This is a genomic window from Vibrio sp. Vb0598 (assembly GCF_033338935.1).
In the GTDB taxonomy this organism is placed as follows: domain Bacteria; phylum Pseudomonadota; class Gammaproteobacteria; order Enterobacterales; family Vibrionaceae; genus Vibrio; species Vibrio alginolyticus.
In genome coordinates this window covers 58,961-73,161 of the sequence record NZ_JAWOTP010000023.1, presented here as the reverse complement: position 1 = coordinate 73,161, position 14,201 = coordinate 58,961, and the positions used below count along the sequence as shown (strand labels likewise).

General features: G+C 40.8%; 18 protein-coding genes and 2 pseudogenes. 15 read left to right on the top strand and 5 right to left on the bottom strand.

Annotation, left to right across the window (positions count from 1 at the left end; translation table 11 throughout):
* Window positions 1–201: 201 nt before the first annotated feature.
* Complete coding sequence (locus R7Q38_RS19570; RefSeq protein WP_238844093.1) at window positions 202–393, bottom strand: hypothetical protein; 192 nt, start codon at window positions 391–393, stop codon at window positions 202–204.
* Window positions 394–720: 327 nt separating this feature from the next.
* Here R7Q38_RS19570 and R7Q38_RS19565 point away from each other — a divergent pair, with 327 nt between their 5' ends.
* From R7Q38_RS19565 to R7Q38_RS19555, 3 genes and pseudogenes are all read left to right on the top strand, one after another.
* Entirely contained in the window at window positions 721–1,407 is a 687-nt protein-coding gene (locus tag R7Q38_RS19565) for a hypothetical protein (protein ID WP_172563619.1), read from the top strand.
* 144 nt (window positions 1,408–1,551) lie between these two features.
* On the top strand, window positions 1,552–2,193 hold the full coding sequence (locus R7Q38_RS19560) for a hypothetical protein (RefSeq protein ID WP_115386087.1): 642 nt from the start codon (window positions 1,552–1,554) through the stop codon (window positions 2,191–2,193).
* A gap of 259 nt (window positions 2,194–2,452) precedes the next feature.
* Window positions 2,453–2,959: pseudogene (locus R7Q38_RS19555) on the top strand (AbiV family abortive infection protein); the annotation flags it as partial.
* Between the two features lie 178 nt (window positions 2,960–3,137).
* Here the strand turns inward: R7Q38_RS19555 and R7Q38_RS19550 are convergent.
* From R7Q38_RS19550 to R7Q38_RS19540, 3 genes and pseudogenes are all read right to left on the bottom strand, one after another.
* Window positions 3,138–3,647, bottom strand: a complete 510-nt coding sequence (locus R7Q38_RS19550) for a hypothetical protein (protein ID WP_238844096.1) — start codon at window positions 3,645–3,647, stop codon at window positions 3,138–3,140.
* Window positions 3,634–4,461 carry a hypothetical protein gene (locus R7Q38_RS19545; RefSeq protein WP_238844097.1) on the bottom strand — a complete coding sequence of 276 codons (828 nt, stop codon included), beginning with the start codon at window positions 4,459–4,461 and terminating at the stop codon, window positions 3,634–3,636. Before R7Q38_RS19545 ends, R7Q38_RS19550 begins: the two co-directional genes overlap by 14 nt.
* 59 nt (window positions 4,462–4,520) lie before the next feature.
* Window positions 4,521–4,805 (bottom strand): annotated as a pseudogene (locus R7Q38_RS19540) (PAAR domain-containing protein); the annotation flags it as partial.
* A 242-nt stretch (window positions 4,806–5,047) separates the two neighbouring features.
* Here R7Q38_RS19540 and R7Q38_RS19535 point away from each other — a divergent pair.
* From R7Q38_RS19535 to R7Q38_RS19500, 7 genes are all read left to right on the top strand, one after another.
* Window positions 5,048–5,908, top strand: coding sequence for a hypothetical protein (locus R7Q38_RS19535; RefSeq protein ID WP_238844099.1), 861 nt, complete (start codon window positions 5,048–5,050; stop codon window positions 5,906–5,908).
* Window positions 5,909–6,053: 145 nt separating this feature from the next.
* Window positions 6,054–6,452 carry a DUF6232 family protein gene (locus R7Q38_RS19530; protein WP_025519062.1) on the top strand — a complete coding sequence of 133 codons (399 nt, stop codon included), beginning with the start codon at window positions 6,054–6,056 and terminating at the stop codon, window positions 6,450–6,452.
* 138 nt (window positions 6,453–6,590) lie between these two features.
* Complete coding sequence (locus R7Q38_RS19525; RefSeq protein WP_171346354.1) at window positions 6,591–6,938, top strand: hypothetical protein; 348 nt, start codon at window positions 6,591–6,593, stop codon at window positions 6,936–6,938.
* Window positions 6,939–7,546: 608 nt separating this feature from the next.
* The gene (locus tag R7Q38_RS19520; protein WP_031781187.1) at window positions 7,547–8,005 is read left to right on the top strand and encodes a GNAT family N-acetyltransferase; all 459 of its coding nucleotides are present in this window, start codon (window positions 7,547–7,549) and stop codon (window positions 8,003–8,005) included.
* A 199-nt stretch (window positions 8,006–8,204) separates the two neighbouring features.
* A complete protein-coding gene (locus R7Q38_RS19510; RefSeq protein WP_005448240.1) occupies window positions 8,205–8,462 on the top strand; it encodes a type II toxin-antitoxin system Phd/YefM family antitoxin in 258 nt (85 codons plus the stop codon).
* The gene (locus R7Q38_RS19505) at window positions 8,450–8,773 is read left to right on the top strand and encodes a type II toxin-antitoxin system RelE/ParE family toxin (protein ID WP_213868218.1); all 324 of its coding nucleotides are present in this window, start codon (window positions 8,450–8,452) and stop codon (window positions 8,771–8,773) included. The genes R7Q38_RS19510 and R7Q38_RS19505 overlap by 13 nt, the downstream gene beginning before the upstream one ends.
* A gap of 140 nt (window positions 8,774–8,913) precedes the next feature.
* Window positions 8,914–9,261: a hypothetical protein gene (locus R7Q38_RS19500; RefSeq protein ID WP_213908323.1), complete on the top strand. Its 348-nt coding sequence runs from the start codon at window positions 8,914–8,916 to the stop codon at window positions 9,259–9,261.
* A 25-nt stretch (window positions 9,262–9,286) separates the two neighbouring features.
* Here the strand turns inward: R7Q38_RS19500 and R7Q38_RS19495 are convergent, their stop codons facing one another.
* Entirely contained in the window at window positions 9,287–10,255 is a 969-nt protein-coding gene (locus R7Q38_RS19495; RefSeq protein ID WP_239939014.1) for an IS30 family transposase, read from the bottom strand.
* An 873-nt stretch (window positions 10,256–11,128) separates the two neighbouring features.
* Here R7Q38_RS19495 and R7Q38_RS19490 point away from each other — a divergent pair.
* The 5 genes from R7Q38_RS19490 to R7Q38_RS19470 all read left to right on the top strand — a co-directional run bounded on the left by R7Q38_RS19490 (window position 11,129) and on the right by R7Q38_RS19470 (window position 14,158).
* Complete coding sequence (locus R7Q38_RS19490; protein WP_132937086.1) at window positions 11,129–11,704, top strand: hypothetical protein; 576 nt, start codon at window positions 11,129–11,131, stop codon at window positions 11,702–11,704.
* 160 nt (window positions 11,705–11,864) lie between these two features.
* Window positions 11,865–12,236, top strand: coding sequence for a hypothetical protein (locus tag R7Q38_RS19485; RefSeq protein ID WP_132937087.1), 372 nt, complete (start codon window positions 11,865–11,867; stop codon window positions 12,234–12,236).
* Between the two features lie 142 nt (window positions 12,237–12,378).
* Window positions 12,379–12,900, top strand: a complete 522-nt coding sequence (locus tag R7Q38_RS19480; RefSeq protein WP_031781316.1) for a GNAT family N-acetyltransferase — start codon at window positions 12,379–12,381, stop codon at window positions 12,898–12,900.
* A 104-nt stretch (window positions 12,901–13,004) separates the two neighbouring features.
* Entirely contained in the window at window positions 13,005–13,406 is a 402-nt protein-coding gene (locus tag R7Q38_RS19475) for a DUF2007 domain-containing protein (RefSeq protein WP_137282082.1), read from the top strand.
* Window positions 13,407–13,549: 143 nt separating this feature from the next.
* Window positions 13,550–14,158, top strand: coding sequence for a pyridoxamine 5'-phosphate oxidase family protein (locus R7Q38_RS19470; protein WP_005389306.1), 609 nt, complete (start codon window positions 13,550–13,552; stop codon window positions 14,156–14,158).
* Window positions 14,159–14,201: the final 43 nt, after the last annotated feature.

The following is a 14,201-nucleotide window of genomic DNA, read 5'->3' as shown; positions in this document are numbered from 1 at the left end:
GGAGAACGCGCATAACAAATTGTTCAAGAGTGATTCGGCACGCGTGGCATTTTTACTATGCGTTGGTTTTAGTGGTTAGGTGGCATGCGGGGGCTTTGGTATTGCGTGCCTCACACCTTAACAAGGCGTTAGCAGACAGAGTATTAAATTGCTCTATATAGAGTTGAGCCGCGCTTTTATTGGCACTGCTCATTATATGGCTTATTTAGCTGAGGGTTGTGTTGTTAACAATTCGATGAGTTCATTCTCACTCTCAGGAACTTTGTTTAGTTCTACATAATAAGGTGTGCCACCTTTAAGCATATATGCGGTGGTTGTACAGTGGTCATAGTGGAACCACTTTCCATCGATACAAACATCGGTATAGCAGCGGGGATCCTTTTTTAATTCCATAGTCACTCCTTTATGTGGCTCGCTTGTTATCATTAATATCAGTAAAAACTACTTTTCTGACATGACGTAGATCAAGTGGAAAGTATAATTACGTCAAAGGTAGCATTTGTGTTAAAACAGAAACTAATCCCTAATGGTTAGGTAGGCGCTTGTAATTTGCTGCTAACAAGGCGTTCAAGAGGGACAGTCAACGCGTGGCGACTTTGGCTCAAATCTTGGTATCTGTGTCTACGGTGGTAAATTGAAGTTTGGTGGTAGCGCGTTGCTGCCCCTTAACGCGGCGTTATGTTTTCGCGTAACAGTCAGTTTTAGTACAAAAGTATCAGTATGAAATTTATTGAAAAAGAGAAGACTAAATTAGATAGAGGTCATTTTGAACTCAATCGCAGGAGGTTGAACTGGTCCCAAATCGCGAAGCCCAAAATACTTGAGTTATGTCGATCTTTTGCAAAGGACGCCAATGAGCAAGGGTACCCATATCATCTATTTTGTTTCGAAGGCTCAAAGGATAAGAATGCAGAAACAATTCAGTTCGGAATCGGTATTAACTTTACTGGCATACAAAAGAAAGAAGTCCAGCATTTAGAGAATGGCGGGATTAGAGAAAAGAGTACAAATGTAATAGAAAAGGGCAGTGCATTAGTTTTCTCTCAAGGGCCTGCTGGGGATATTATGGTTCTTCTTTATCCGTATAAATCTGAAGTACACGCTAGAAGTGAAGACTACATTGTATTACACCGTAGCTTGTTACCAGAGGAACTCACGGACAGTTTGATTTTTCGAGCTCTGAGGAAGTCTCTCTACTATGCAAGAATTAGCAGTCTTAACGGTATCGCTTATGGTCTAACTCTAATGGATCGATTTTCTTTGTTTAAAATGAAGTACTTCGATGTTAGGTCACAAGCTAAACGTCGAGAAGCGTTTGTAAATCTAACTAGCGAATGGTGGAAAGTTATTGTTGCTGCACTACTAGCGTTGGTAGCTGCACTTTTTGCGCAATACTTAGCCAAGTAAAAACATAACAAAGCGTTTAAGACGGATTCACAACGCTTGGCACTTTCGGTTTGATTCGGCTTTAGTGTTTACGGCACAATGGTTTAGGTCAGGTGGTTGCGTTGCTCACCACTTAACGCGGCGTTAGGTTTAATTGGTGAGATAGTGGATACTAGAAAATTATTCAGAGTTGAAGATAGCTACCCATACGGTAATGCATTGCTCAATTATCAGAGCAATGCAATTGAAGAGGTTTTAGGTTTTGCTGCAAGCTATCGACGTGCGGCTATGGCCTTAGTTGCTGGTCATGATAGACAAAAAGTGGTTGCTATTGATAATGCTGCACTGCCTATTGTGTTTCTTTACCGTCATTCATTTGAATTGTACTTGAAAGCAATGGTTTATCATTCCGCCGCCGTTACGATAAACAAAAGTGAAATTTCAGATGCATTACCCAAATTATGGAAAGGCCACTCTCTTGTAAAGTTGGTAAAAATGGTAAGCCCAGTGATTAAACCAAGCCCATCAAACAATTTAGTGTTTGATGGCGAGTTATATGAAAAAATCCTATCTGTGGCTAACCAAATTGATGCGATCGATGATGGTTCATATAGCTTCCGTTACCCTATAACTAGCAAGGAACAAGCGTCATTGCCCTCACACTTTATGTTCAACATCTTTATTTTTTCAGAGGTGGTCGAGAATATGCTCGATGATGTGTCACAGATTTGTAGGTCATTAAGGCATGGGGGTGAAAAAAACTCATGTCAAATGAAACTATCTTTACCTCGAGTCCTCGTAAAATAAACCTAACAAACTATTTAAGAGTGATTCAGCACGCTTGGCATTTTTGTGTTGGGTCAAGTTTAGTGATTAAGGTGTTCAAATTGAGTGTCGTGGTTGCGTGCTTCACACCTTAATTGGGCGTTATGTTTTCGGAGGAAATTTGAATCAACCCAAAATCAATAATTTGAAGTTCGATACTATATTTGACGGTGCAATCAAGTGTTTGAGAAATGCTCAAGAGCTCTGCGATGAAGCTGAGATTTGACATAAGCATGAAAAATACGCACGTTCATTCGCTTTAAGCCATTTCGCACGAGAAGAGTTTGGGAAAAGCTTTATGCTTTTCAGAACGTTAATTGACGTTGCAGCGGGCAAGAAAGTCGATTGGAAAAAGCTCAATCGCAGATTTCGTGACCATAAGCAAAAGTTGGCAAGTGACGCAGCCGTTTCTACAACACTATTTGGGAAAGAATATCGTGAATTGGGCTTACCGTTAGAGGTATTATTTGGTGGTGTTGATTTTAAAAATGCTCAGAAAAATAGCTGTTTATATACCGACTGGGATAATGGTTCATTTACCCTTCCATCAGACACGATCACAGAAAAACAGTCCGAGCGAAACCTAACTATCGCTATCTACCGTATCGCTAAACTAGGTCCACCATTATTGGAGTTGGAGCGTCTAAAGAACTCTTCAAAACAAGATCTTAAAGTAATTTATCCAGATGAAATGCCAGAAAGTATAGATGAATACTTAGATCTGCTGTCGAGTCGAGTACAAACATAACAAGGCATTTAAGACGGATTCCCAACGCTTGGTATTTTCGGTTTGATTCGGCTTAAGTGTTTACGGCACAATGGTTTAGGTCGGGTGGTAGGCGTTGCTCACCACTTAATGCGGCGTTAGGTGACTAATCAAAATTTAGCCTCCGAACCATGAAGCTAAGATTCGGAGGTAAAGGGAGTTACAGTTGTCCTAAGTCGATTTTTTTTGCAATTTCCTTCATCGTGTCAATCATTCCATGTTCAAATAATAGAGAATCTGTAAATGTGTATGATTTACAAACTTTTCTTCCCTCAGGGAATCTATCTAATGTTATAAAAGCATATCCACCACCGCCTTCGCCATCGGCATTAAAAGCACGCCTTAGCTTTAGCCGCTCACCATCTACAATACCTTCATCGTTGAATTTGCCTTTAGGCAATCCGCCTTCTGCTGCGGTTTTAAAAAACTTATCTTCTAGTGTGTCTAGGAACCACCGCAAGCCGTATTTGGGAAATTCGATTTGGTAGTGCAACCATTTACTTTTTCCGGTTCGCTTGTTGGTAAAGTATTTTGCGGTTGCGAGGATGATGTAGTTATCAATCAATAGAAAGTAGAAGTTTTTTGTTGCTTCTTCATCATCCGGTACTGTTGCAATCAAGTTTGGGTCTAGAGATACCGTTAGTGGATCTATATCTTTAAATTGCTTCATTTTTTTCTCCTTTCCCGATGTTAATTCGCTTTATGGCTCCCGCTTTTTCTAACGTGCCCAGTGTTTGCGGATTTTTATCCCACGTAAAGGTTTCTGGAGGACCATATTCCTCGTTATCATCAATACAACCAAATGGGGTTGCTTCATATTCTACGTTAATGTCTTTGGTGAGGCCGTTGCCAAGAAAATGTTCGTTTGCACCTAAGCCTTGTTCTATTTGGTGCCGGACATCGAGGGTGTCGGTCTGGCTCGGGGTAAAGCCAAGTACTTGGCAATATTCGATAAAGTCTTCCTGCTTTTTTAGCTTTATACCTTCTTCTTCGGCTGATACTTTGACTTGTTCATAGTATCGACTGAACTCAGGTGTCATGCATGGTGCAATTAAATCTCGGCTATCTTCAAATTCAGTGGACAATTCAGACTCCGTAAACTCACTCATTCTCTCGTAGGTGGGAATAAAGCTATGCATATCGCCGATTTCATTGGCTTTTTGGTGGTCGATGAGCAATATGGTGTATTCACAGTCTGGTTTATATTCAATTCCTACCGCATTGCAGATAGCTTCTGGGTCTGTATCGCCATGCTCAGCTTGAGTAAATGTGGTTGTCCAGTATTTTAGTTTGGTAACGCCTTCGGGCTTGTAGCCAATATAGCCATCATCCTCATTGTATTCGGACTCGATAATACGAAATAGCAGGGGCTCATTTAATCCTTTCTGGACAATCTCTCTTTTGTCAGCAGTAGAGTATGCAGAACCCGGTAACGCCGCACCACCTTCACGAGCTGCATCGACATAAGGTTTGGCTTCTGCCAAACGCTGTTTTGCCTCATGGAAAGTCTTGGGTGGTGTTGCTTATCGGCGCGATATTTATCACCAATTAAGACTGTGGGATTGCCAATGACAATCTTGCCTCCGTGGCTCGTTGAGTCTCCCATTCTTGCTGCTGGCTTCCCGTTTATAAATACCGAGCCAGAACCTTTGCTTATGGAATCAGGAGGACCAACACAGATGAGGCGGTCCCCTTTTCGAGCTGCAGGTAAGCCACCAATTTTTACATTGGTTGAGCCAACGATTACAGGACCACCCACATGCGGAACTTTGGCGGTGACTTTGGGGCAGATGTGCATTGATGTTAATGTTGCAGCAGGTTTTCCCATGAAAACTTCCTTTTTGTGAGTTAGGTTGCATATCTTAATCCTGATAGGGAAACTATATTCTGTGACTGGTGTAATATTTGGAGTCAAGTCACCTAACAAACAATTTAAGAGTGATTCGGCACGCATGGCATTTTTACTACGCGTCAGTTTTAGGGATTAAGGTGGTATGCGGCAGCATCTGTATTGCGTGCCTCACACCTTAATTGGGCGTTAGCACTATTCTCTAGCTATGGAGTAATTTAATGACCAGAGTCGGTATTTATGGCTATGAATGTACGAAAATATATGAGTTTTACGGGTGTAGAATAGTCCCGTTATACAGTCAGTTCACCCAAGTTAAGAAGTTAGCATCGGATCAGAATTGTTATCATTTAACGGCATTCTTAGAAATATCTGACGAGTGCTCTTATGAATTAAAGTCTTTAGTCTTTAATTTAGAAGCCGTACTGTCTTTTATCGACCACAAGGACGTTATAATCACAAATCAGTTACGAAGTAATGAAACTTATGACTGTTTAGATGATGACTTCCCCAAAGAAGTGCAGGGGCACTTTAGGCGGAATGGCGGTGGTTGTGTAATCATGAACGATGCATTTAGTGAAAATTCACGTGAAGTTTTCATACGCAAATCTTTAGATGTTCTGTTATCTGAAACTACACCGGTAAACACAGCTTTCAGAGGTGCCTTTTTTAGGTGTATCGAGGTCTTTAGAGGGCGTGGCAGTTTTATTGATGTATCGTATTATCTGCTGTTTTCGGGACTTGAATCATTTTGCCGAGCAATTCTAGATGACTATAAATCTAAACATTGTGCGACACCGATAACTCGGGTTTTGGTTGGTTACGGCTTTGATGTAAAGCAGGAAAATCTCGACTCCCACCATAAATCAGTAATGACATATGTCCATTTACGAAACGCCTTGTTTCATAATGGACAGCTTGAAAAAACTACTAAAAATGGCGACACCTTCAAGTTAACAGACTATTTTTCGCCTTTGTGTAGGCTCTTGCCATTGGTATTAATCAAGTTCATTGAGTTTGATGATGGTTATCTGAACTGGAATTGTTGGTTAGATCGTCAGCCATTTAAAGGGCGTAAGTAAATAGTGCTAACAAACAATTTAAGAGTGATTCAGCACGCTTGGCATTTTTCGTTTGGGTTGAGTTTAGTATTTACGGTGGTCTAGCTAAGTGTAGTGGTCGCGTGCTTCACACCTTAATTAGGCGTTATACGAATAGAGGGAAATTATGTACAAAAATACTGATTTTAACTTGGATTCAAAAGAGTTCAGGTTTAAGAAAGACTCATATCCTTTGTCTAAGATAAACAATGTTAGGGTTAAAAAGTTAAGTTTTCTTGATAATTTAGGTCAAGTTTTATTCTGGGTGTGTGTTTTTTCAGGGGCAGTTTGGTTAGTTATTCCAAGGTTGGAAGAGGTGCCACAATGGCTACTAGTTTTAGTTCTTAGTCTGACGGTTGTAGGTTTGGTTTTTGCTCTTTTTCGTTGTTCTAAATATGCACTTCAAGTCGAGTTTCGCCACATAGATGAAACGGGCGTTCAATGGGTTAATGTCGCTAAGTCATACTCAAAGTCAGATTGTGAGTTATTTGAACAGCAAGTGTTGGCACTGAAAAAATTCGTATAACAAATTGTTCAAGAGTGATTCGGCACGCGTGGCATTTTTACCATGCGTTAGTTTTAGTGGTTAAGGTAGTATGCGGAAGCTTAGGTATTGCGTGCCTCACACCTTAACAAGGCGTTATGTTCTTTGGCTGGAGAAAGCATGGAAACAATAAAATTACTTAACTTGGAGTTTTCCACAGCTGATGCAAACTACCCAAGTATCCATCAGGAATCGGGCGACCTTCTAGTCGATTTTAACGATTGGCAAGAGAAAGCGGTCAGGCTTCATTTTTCAGATATTGTAGCATTTAAGTGGCAAATGGTATTTGACTTACATGAGGGAGAAAGGGATGACCGTTGTTATGAGATTTATGGTTCTTCGTGGCTTACAAAGCACGTTCAGTCAGAAATTATTCATGACTATGAAGGCTACAAGCATTATCGTTTGAATTTTAATGCAGTAGGACAACTTGATGTAATCGCACTAAATCTTCGAGTACGAACATAACAATCTGTTTAAGAGTGATTCGCAACGCGTGGCATTTTTACTATGCGTTGCGTTTAGTGTTTAAGGTGGTATGCGGGAGTTTCGGTATTGCGTTACTCACACCTTAACAGGGCGTTAACTGGCGCAGAAAATACGAAAGCACAATGATACAGTTTCTAGGTTCAGAGATTTAGCGTGTTCGGTCGGTTTCCTTAGCTGAGCTAATGCGACTAATTTCAGTTTGATACTTAAGTTTACTGATGTGAAAGGCGGCACAAAGCCTTCTAATAATATAAGGCATTCGCGATTAGTTCGGCGCACTTACATCGCCGAAGTATGGTGTTGTGAGACGCATTTCAAACTAAAGATAAACGGTAATTTTTTGGTTAAATACATATTTGAGTTAGCTTTGCTAATCATTAATTAGCAAAATGAGCTTTGGCGAAAGTGGCTGAAAGATCGGCGAAAACTGAAAGGCGCTCAGTTAACAAAGCATTTAAGAGTGATTCCCAACGCTTGGCATTTTTCATTCCATCGTTGGGTTTTGTGTTTACGGTGGCATGGTTTAGGTTAGGTGGTAGCGTTGCTCACACCTTAATGCGGCGTTATGTGCTTTGGTGGAAATGGATATGGAAATCACAATCAGGCGTATCAAAACAGAAAGCATTGAAGACAAAGGTATATTCGAGACTTTGTTTAGAGAGTACCTATCTGGATTCTCAGTTGAGCTAGATCTCTCAGTAATTGCTCAGTTATTTGCATTGCCTTATTTCCACGGATTTATCAGTTTTGTCGACGATAAGCCCGCCGGTTTTGCGGTTTGCTTTGAATCGTTTTCAACTTATCGTGCGCAAAGAGTGATGAATATCCATGACTTTATGGTGTCGGACAACTTTCGTGGTAAAGGTGTGGGCAAAGCGCAACTGAATGGTATCGAACAGCATTGTCGTGATAATGATTACCTCAAAATCACACTAGAGGTCGGTGATGATAATGTTGCAGCTAAAAAGCTCTACAGTTCATTGGACTACGAAGATTACAGAGTAGTTTTGACAGGGCAGCAACATTGGCAAAAGTACCTCAATTAGCACGCACATAACAAACTGTTCAAGAGGGATTCGCAACGCGTGGCATTTTCACTATGCGTTGGTTTTAGTGTTTAAGGTGGTATGCGGTGGCTTTGGTATTGCGTTGCTCACCCCTTAACAGGGCGTTAGCCGTCATGGAGCTTGCTATACTAAAAGTGATAGAATAGTATCACTTTAGTATTCCTTTGGAGCAGCTCTCATGAAAGTAGAACTCGTTACATCACTCAAACGTCAAGCAACTAAGATCCTCGCCGATCTCCACGACACCAAAGAACCAGTGTTAATTACTGAGCATGGTAAGCCGTCCGCGTATCTCGTTGATGTTGATGATTACGAGTTTATGCAAAATCGTTTAGCTATTCTTGAGGGTATTGCACGAGGTGAGCGTGCACTAGCTGACGGTAAAGTGGTAAGTCATGATGAAGCCAAGGACAAAATGTCAAAATGGCTGAAATAATCTGGACTGAACCAGCGTTGTCTGACCTCAACGATATCGCTGAATACATCGCACTTGAAAATATCGTAGCTGCGAAGCAGTTAGTGCAAACGATCTTCTCTAAAGTCGAACGCCTACAAACTTTCCCAGAGTCAGGTCGTATTCCACCCGAGCTAGAACATTTAAGTTATCGTGAAGTTGTCGTTAATCCATGTCGTGTTTTCTATAAACAAGACGGCGACAAAGTGTTTATTCTTTTTGTTATGCGTGCAGAGAGAGATTTGCGTAAGTTCTTGTTGAGTAAGCAATCACCTTTGGGAATGAGCGGCTAATAATCTGTTTAAGAGTGATTCGCAACGCTTGGCATTTTTACTATGCGTTGCGTCTAGTGTTTAAGGTGATATGCGGCGGCTTTAGTATTGCGTTGCTCACACCTTAACAGGGCGTTATGTTCTCTGGGCTAGGAAGGGATATGGAAACAGTTAAAATGCTAGATTTGGGGTTTTCTACTGCAGATGCAGAATATCCTGAAATCCATCAAGAAGAAGGCGATTTAAGAGCTGAGTTTAAAGATTGGCAGGAAAAAACGGTAAAACTATATTTTGCCGATTACGTCGCATGCAAGTGGGAGATGGTATTTGATTTACTTGAGGGAGAGCGAGACGACAGCTGTTATGAAATATGCTCATCTCTTTGGCTCAAGCAACATGTCCAATCAGAAATAATCAATTGCGACGAAGGCTACAAGCACTTTCGGCTTAACTTTAATGAGTTAGGGCAACTTGATGTAATTGCGCTAAACATTGTAGTACGAACTTAGTATCAAGTTTGAAGTGCGACACTTTCTACAGATGCGCATGAATATACTCTGTTGGTGTCCTATACCCAAGTCTTTTGCGTGGGCGCATATTTAATTTGTGTGCAATTTCATTGCAGAACTTCTGTGTCACGTGTGACATAGAAGTTCGTTTTGGTAAGTATTGTCGTATCAAGCCATTGGTGTTTTCATTAGTCCCTCGCTCCCATGAATGGTATGGATTTGCAAAGTAAAACAGACAGTTATGATGTTTCTCTAGTTGTGCGTAACCATGGAATTCAGTGCCGTTATCCGCAGTTATCGTCTTAAAAGGTAAGTCAGAGCGGGTCATGATTTTGCTCATTCTTACGTTGAGCGACTCGCTTGTTCTATCGTCCATTTGCCCAATAAAAGTGTAGCCTGTCATTCTGTCGACTAAAGTCACGATACAGTGCTTGGTTCCGCGGCCAACGACGGTATCAATTTCCCAGTGACCAGGCTCTTTTCGATGCTCAGCTTTTGCAGGTCTTTCGGTAATATGGCGCTTTGCTGCCAGCCGACCTCGGCTGTCTTTTGAGTTATACCTTTTACGCCTTTTCTTAGTGGACTGGCGTAGGTGTTTCCATAGTGTTCCACCGAGAGTTTTGTCGTTCCAAATATACTGATAAATGAGCTCGTGGCTCATTGTAGGATAGCCTCTTACCCTTAGGTATGCTACGATTTGGACAGGACTCCAATCCAGCCGTAGCAAGGCCTCAGGCAACCTAAAGTCGATTTCGCTGTAGCGCTTATTTCTGCGCGACCGGATCAGCAGGTTGCGAGCCATTTGTTGGGCTCTCCATGCCTGATAGGAGTACCTTTTAAAGTGTCTGTTGTATCGGGAGTTACGTTCAATTTCTCGATAGATAGTGGCTTTGTGACGCCCCAGTTTTTTAGCTATTTTAGCGGTACTAATTCCTTGCTTTCTGAGTGCAGAAATCATATACCTTTCGTTCTCAGTGAGGTGCGTGTATCTCATGTTTTTTACTTCTTAGCGGGAGCAAACTTCATGATTATCGCATCTCACTGTTTTTATGTTCAGAGGTGTCGCACTTTGTACTTGAATCAAAGGAACATAACAAGGCGTTTAAGGCGGATTCACAACGCTTGGTATTTTCGGTTTGAGTCAGCTTTAGCGTTTACGGCACAATGGTTTAGGTCAGGTGGTAGCGTTGCTCACCACTTAACGCGGCGTTAGTCGCCAGAAAAAGTTAGCAATCAAAATTACGTTTCTAAGCTTAAAATTTAGCTGATGATCGTTTGATACGCCGGTGCGTCGTCGATGGTCAAAACTCAGTTTCAACAGCTTCAAATCCAAAGTTTTGTAACTGTCCTAGCTGCTGTTTTGTACTTCGGTGCTGACAGAGCAGGGCAATCGAGAGTCTGTTTTTGGTTGCAACGCCACTCGGTGAGTTTGTTGGTACAAAAGCCGATTTACTCTCTGAAATGACGTTTTCTTTGGTGTTGTAAATTCCACTTGGTTTCAGTGACTTTGTTGAAAGTCCGCACTGTTAGATTGGTTTTCAAAAAGCGCTTTTTGGGTGTTATCAGTCCGTTTTCTGCGGCGTTTGCTGTTCCAATTGGTTTCATTGAATAGTCGCTTTGAGACTACGCCAGACTTAAGTGCATCAAAGCACATAAAGTTTGTTGTTCGCAAAGTTTAGTTTGGCTTAAAATTATCGCTCGGTGCCTCGTGACTAACAAACTACTAAAGAGTGATTCGCAACGCGGGGCATTTTTACTATGCGTTGATTTTCGTGATTACGGTGGTATGCGGTAGCATAGGTATTGCGTTGCTCACTACTTAACGCGGCGTTAGGCGTCTATGAAATGGACTATGGAATATTAGCTAATGAAACTCGAAGAACAAATTGAGAAGTTATCAGACATAGGGTTGTCGTTGAATAAAGGTGTGACTATTAACGATTTACTCCTTTCATATTCTAGAGAAGAATACGAATCGAACCCTTTTGATTTAATTCTTTTTGTATACGGAATAGAGATTGAAGAGGAACCATGGGGACGGTTTGTTTGTGATCAGGCGTGGAATTTCGATGCAGAGGCGATTGAAGAGGATGGTTCCTATATTGAAATAGTAAAGCAGTTCCATCGAATTACAGGCAGAACTAAGGACTTAGAGGGGCTGCGAGATACTGTAAACCTAGAAGAACATTATGCAGAGCTCCAATATTCAGTTGATGGTGTTAAAAGGTTGCTAAAGCCTGAAATAGACGATGATTGGGCTGATGCTAAAACTATCGAAATTATACTAAGCGATTTACGCCAACCGGGGTTCGATTTCTATCCAAAGGATAATGGACAAGCCAGTATCTGGTTCTATTTGTCTGAAAGTCAGGCTATAAAGCTAAACCAACTCGCCAATAATGTGTTTAATTTAGAACGTAAACCATGGTGGAGAGTATGGTAGTTATCAGTGAGTTCAAGACGTCTAACAACCGCTTTAAGACGGATTCGTAATGCTTGGCGGTTTTGGTTTGAATTGGTTTTAGTGTTTACGGTGTAATGGTTGAGTGTTGTGGTCGCGGTGCTCTCCACTTACGTGGGCGTTCTACGAATGAGGAAGATTCGTGAAAAAGTGGAAGTTTGTATTCTGGGTAATGTGTTTCTTAACGGTTTTAAGCATTCTTCAACTCCCATTTTTTAAAGAGTTAAATATTGGAGCATTTATAGGCTCATTTGTATCCGCAATATCTCTTGTCAGCTTTTACGGCTTTAGTTATCGAGTTGCCGTCGGTAGCAAAGTGCTAGCGATCATCATCTTTGGGATAAATGCACTTGCTATGCTGGGCATTGCAATATTTAGTGTGTTCTTCTTACTGACTTATCTAAGTCCAGGAACCTTGTTCTTTTTTGTTACAGGGATGGGACTGATGCTTGTTTACCTGTACCCGCTGTATATGTATGCATTTAAATCTACAGAGATTTGGCAACTGGAGTAATTAGCATAACAAACTGTTCAATAGCGATTCGCAACGCGTGGCATTTTTACTATGCGTTGGTTTTAGTGTTTAAGGCGGTATGCGGCGGCTTTTGTATTGCGTTGCTCAACTCCAAAAGGTCATTAATACTCAAAGGTCAAATATGGATATTTACCCAGAAATCGAGTTATCTAAAGCGCAGCATAATGCAATTGAAGCTCTTAGAAACAAGTCGTTTCCTGAACACCAAGTTACTCGCTCTTACTATAAGCAACTCCCGCATATGAGAGTTCTGAATTACGAAGGTGATCAGTTAGTTGGTTACATGGGATTAGACTACAGAGCTGTTCGCGTTGGTGATGAAATTTATAAAGTATTAGGTGTGAGTGACTTTTGTGTCGAGAGCACAGTTCAAAGACAAGGTATTGGCACAAAAATGTTGTCTCAACTCAGCGAGTATGCGTCCACTAAAGATGTCGACTTCATCATTTTAGTCTCCGATTTGGAGCGTTTTTATGTGGCTAATGGTTATATGCGTCTTAACTCTCTAAGTTCTTGGTTGCGAGTTCACGAACATAAAAATTACGGTGTCGCTGTAGAGCAACTAGATGATTTATATGTTAAACCTATCAGCGGTAAAACTTGGGCTGTTGGTCATATAGATTGGTTAGGGTATATGTATTAGTCTGTAGTGGGCTAATAAATTGTTCAAAAAGAAATACTACACATGGCATTTCCAATTAGCGTTTCTTATACGTTACGAGCGCGTTTTCCCACAAGGAGTAATATGTGATTGTAGTAGCAAGGTTTTCTTTTCCTCATGAAGCTCATATTGCGAGAGCAAGCCTAGATAGTGTCGGAATAGAAAGTTACATCGCTGACGAGCACACGGTAAATACTCAGTGGCTTTATTCAAATGCAATAGGCGGCGTCCGTCTGATGGTGGCCGAAAGTGATGCAGAAGATGCGAAACAAATACTTAGTAGCGATTTCTCAGAATCATTGGGAAATGAAGTTGACGTTGATGAAGAAAAAGACGTTTGCCCTAAATGTAGTAGTAAAGATCTATTTGTATTTACAAAAGGTAAACGCCCAGCTTTCTTAGTTTTTATTTTACTGGGTTTTCCACTGTTTTTTTACAAGCATGGTTATAAGTGTAAGCAGTGTGGGGAGTTTAGTGAAAAACTTTAAATCTTTAGGTAACAAGGCATTAAAGAGATAACTTGTACTCGTAGTATTTTTACGATGAGTTAGGTCTAGTGCCTATACAAGAAGTCAGAGTTACTGCTTGCTTACAAGCAAAGCATTATACGATAGTGAAGGAACAACATTGAATGAGTGAAATTAAAACAATAGAGCAGTTAAAAGAAATTTACGCAGAGCCAAGTGCGAGAGCTAAAAATAAAGCGCTGCCTGTGCTGGATGTTCATGCGATTACATTAATTAATAATTGCCATTTTGCAGTTCTAAGTACCGCTGATTCACAAGGGTATATCGATCTCTCTCCTAAAGGAGGGGAGCCTGGCTTCGTAAAAGTTTTAGATGAATCAACATTGTTGCTCCCTGATAGCTCGGGGAACAATCGTATAGATAGTCTAAAAAATATCATTAGTAACCCCAAGGTAGGGTTGTTATTGATGGTAAATGGTATTGATGAAGTGCTCCGTATTAAAGGAATCGCAAGTATTCACACCGACGCCAACTTGATATCTGCTTGCCCCGATGGAAGTAAAGATCCTAAGGTTGTTATCAAAATAGTCATAGAGAGTATGTACTTTCATTGTGCGAAAGCGGTGATGAGAGGGAAACTTTGGTCTGATGACTATAAAGTAAATCGCTCAATTCTCCCTTCATTAGCTCAAATCTTTAAAGATCAACAAAAGTTAGAAAGTAAAGCGCTTAATCAAGAAGAGATGTTGAAGTATTACCAATCTAGCCTTTAGAACGAGCTTGGTAATATATTGAAAAGATAGCAAAATCAGGTTC

What these genes read in the sequence shown, in the direction of transcription:
- R7Q38_RS19480 (WP_031781316.1), top strand. Translation starts at nt 12,379, where the DNA reads ATGGATATTTACCCAGAAATCGAGTTATCTAAAGCGCAGCATAATGCA.
- R7Q38_RS19565 (WP_172563619.1), top strand. Translation starts at nt 721, where the DNA reads ATGAAATTTATTGAAAAAGAGAAGACTAAATTAGATAGAGGTCATTTT.
- R7Q38_RS19550 (WP_238844096.1), bottom strand. Translation starts at nt 3,647, where the DNA reads ATGAAGCAATTTAAAGATATAGATCCACTAACGGTATCTCTAGACCCA.
- R7Q38_RS19490 (WP_132937086.1), top strand. Translation starts at nt 11,129, where the DNA reads ATGAAACTCGAAGAACAAATTGAGAAGTTATCAGACATAGGGTTGTCG.
- R7Q38_RS19510 (WP_005448240.1), top strand. Translation starts at nt 8,205, where the DNA reads ATGAAAGTAGAACTCGTTACATCACTCAAACGTCAAGCAACTAAGATC.
- R7Q38_RS19495 (WP_239939014.1), bottom strand. Translation starts at nt 10,255, where the DNA reads ATGAGATACACGCACCTCACTGAGAACGAAAGGTATATGATTTCTGCA.
- R7Q38_RS19505 (WP_213868218.1), top strand. Translation starts at nt 8,450, where the DNA reads ATGGCTGAAATAATCTGGACTGAACCAGCGTTGTCTGACCTCAACGAT.
- R7Q38_RS19525 (WP_171346354.1), top strand. Translation starts at nt 6,591, where the DNA reads ATGGAAACAATAAAATTACTTAACTTGGAGTTTTCCACAGCTGATGCA.
- R7Q38_RS19535 (WP_238844099.1), top strand. Translation starts at nt 5,048, where the DNA reads ATGACCAGAGTCGGTATTTATGGCTATGAATGTACGAAAATATATGAG.
- R7Q38_RS19530 (WP_025519062.1), top strand. Translation starts at nt 6,054, where the DNA reads ATGTACAAAAATACTGATTTTAACTTGGATTCAAAAGAGTTCAGGTTT.
- R7Q38_RS19470 (WP_005389306.1), top strand. Translation starts at nt 13,550, where the DNA reads ATGAGTGAAATTAAAACAATAGAGCAGTTAAAAGAAATTTACGCAGAG.
- R7Q38_RS19500 (WP_213908323.1), top strand. Translation starts at nt 8,914, where the DNA reads ATGGAAACAGTTAAAATGCTAGATTTGGGGTTTTCTACTGCAGATGCA.
- R7Q38_RS19570 (WP_238844093.1), bottom strand. Translation starts at nt 393, where the DNA reads ATGGAATTAAAAAAGGATCCCCGCTGCTATACCGATGTTTGTATCGAT.
- R7Q38_RS19520 (WP_031781187.1), top strand. Translation starts at nt 7,547, where the DNA reads ATGGAAATCACAATCAGGCGTATCAAAACAGAAAGCATTGAAGACAAA.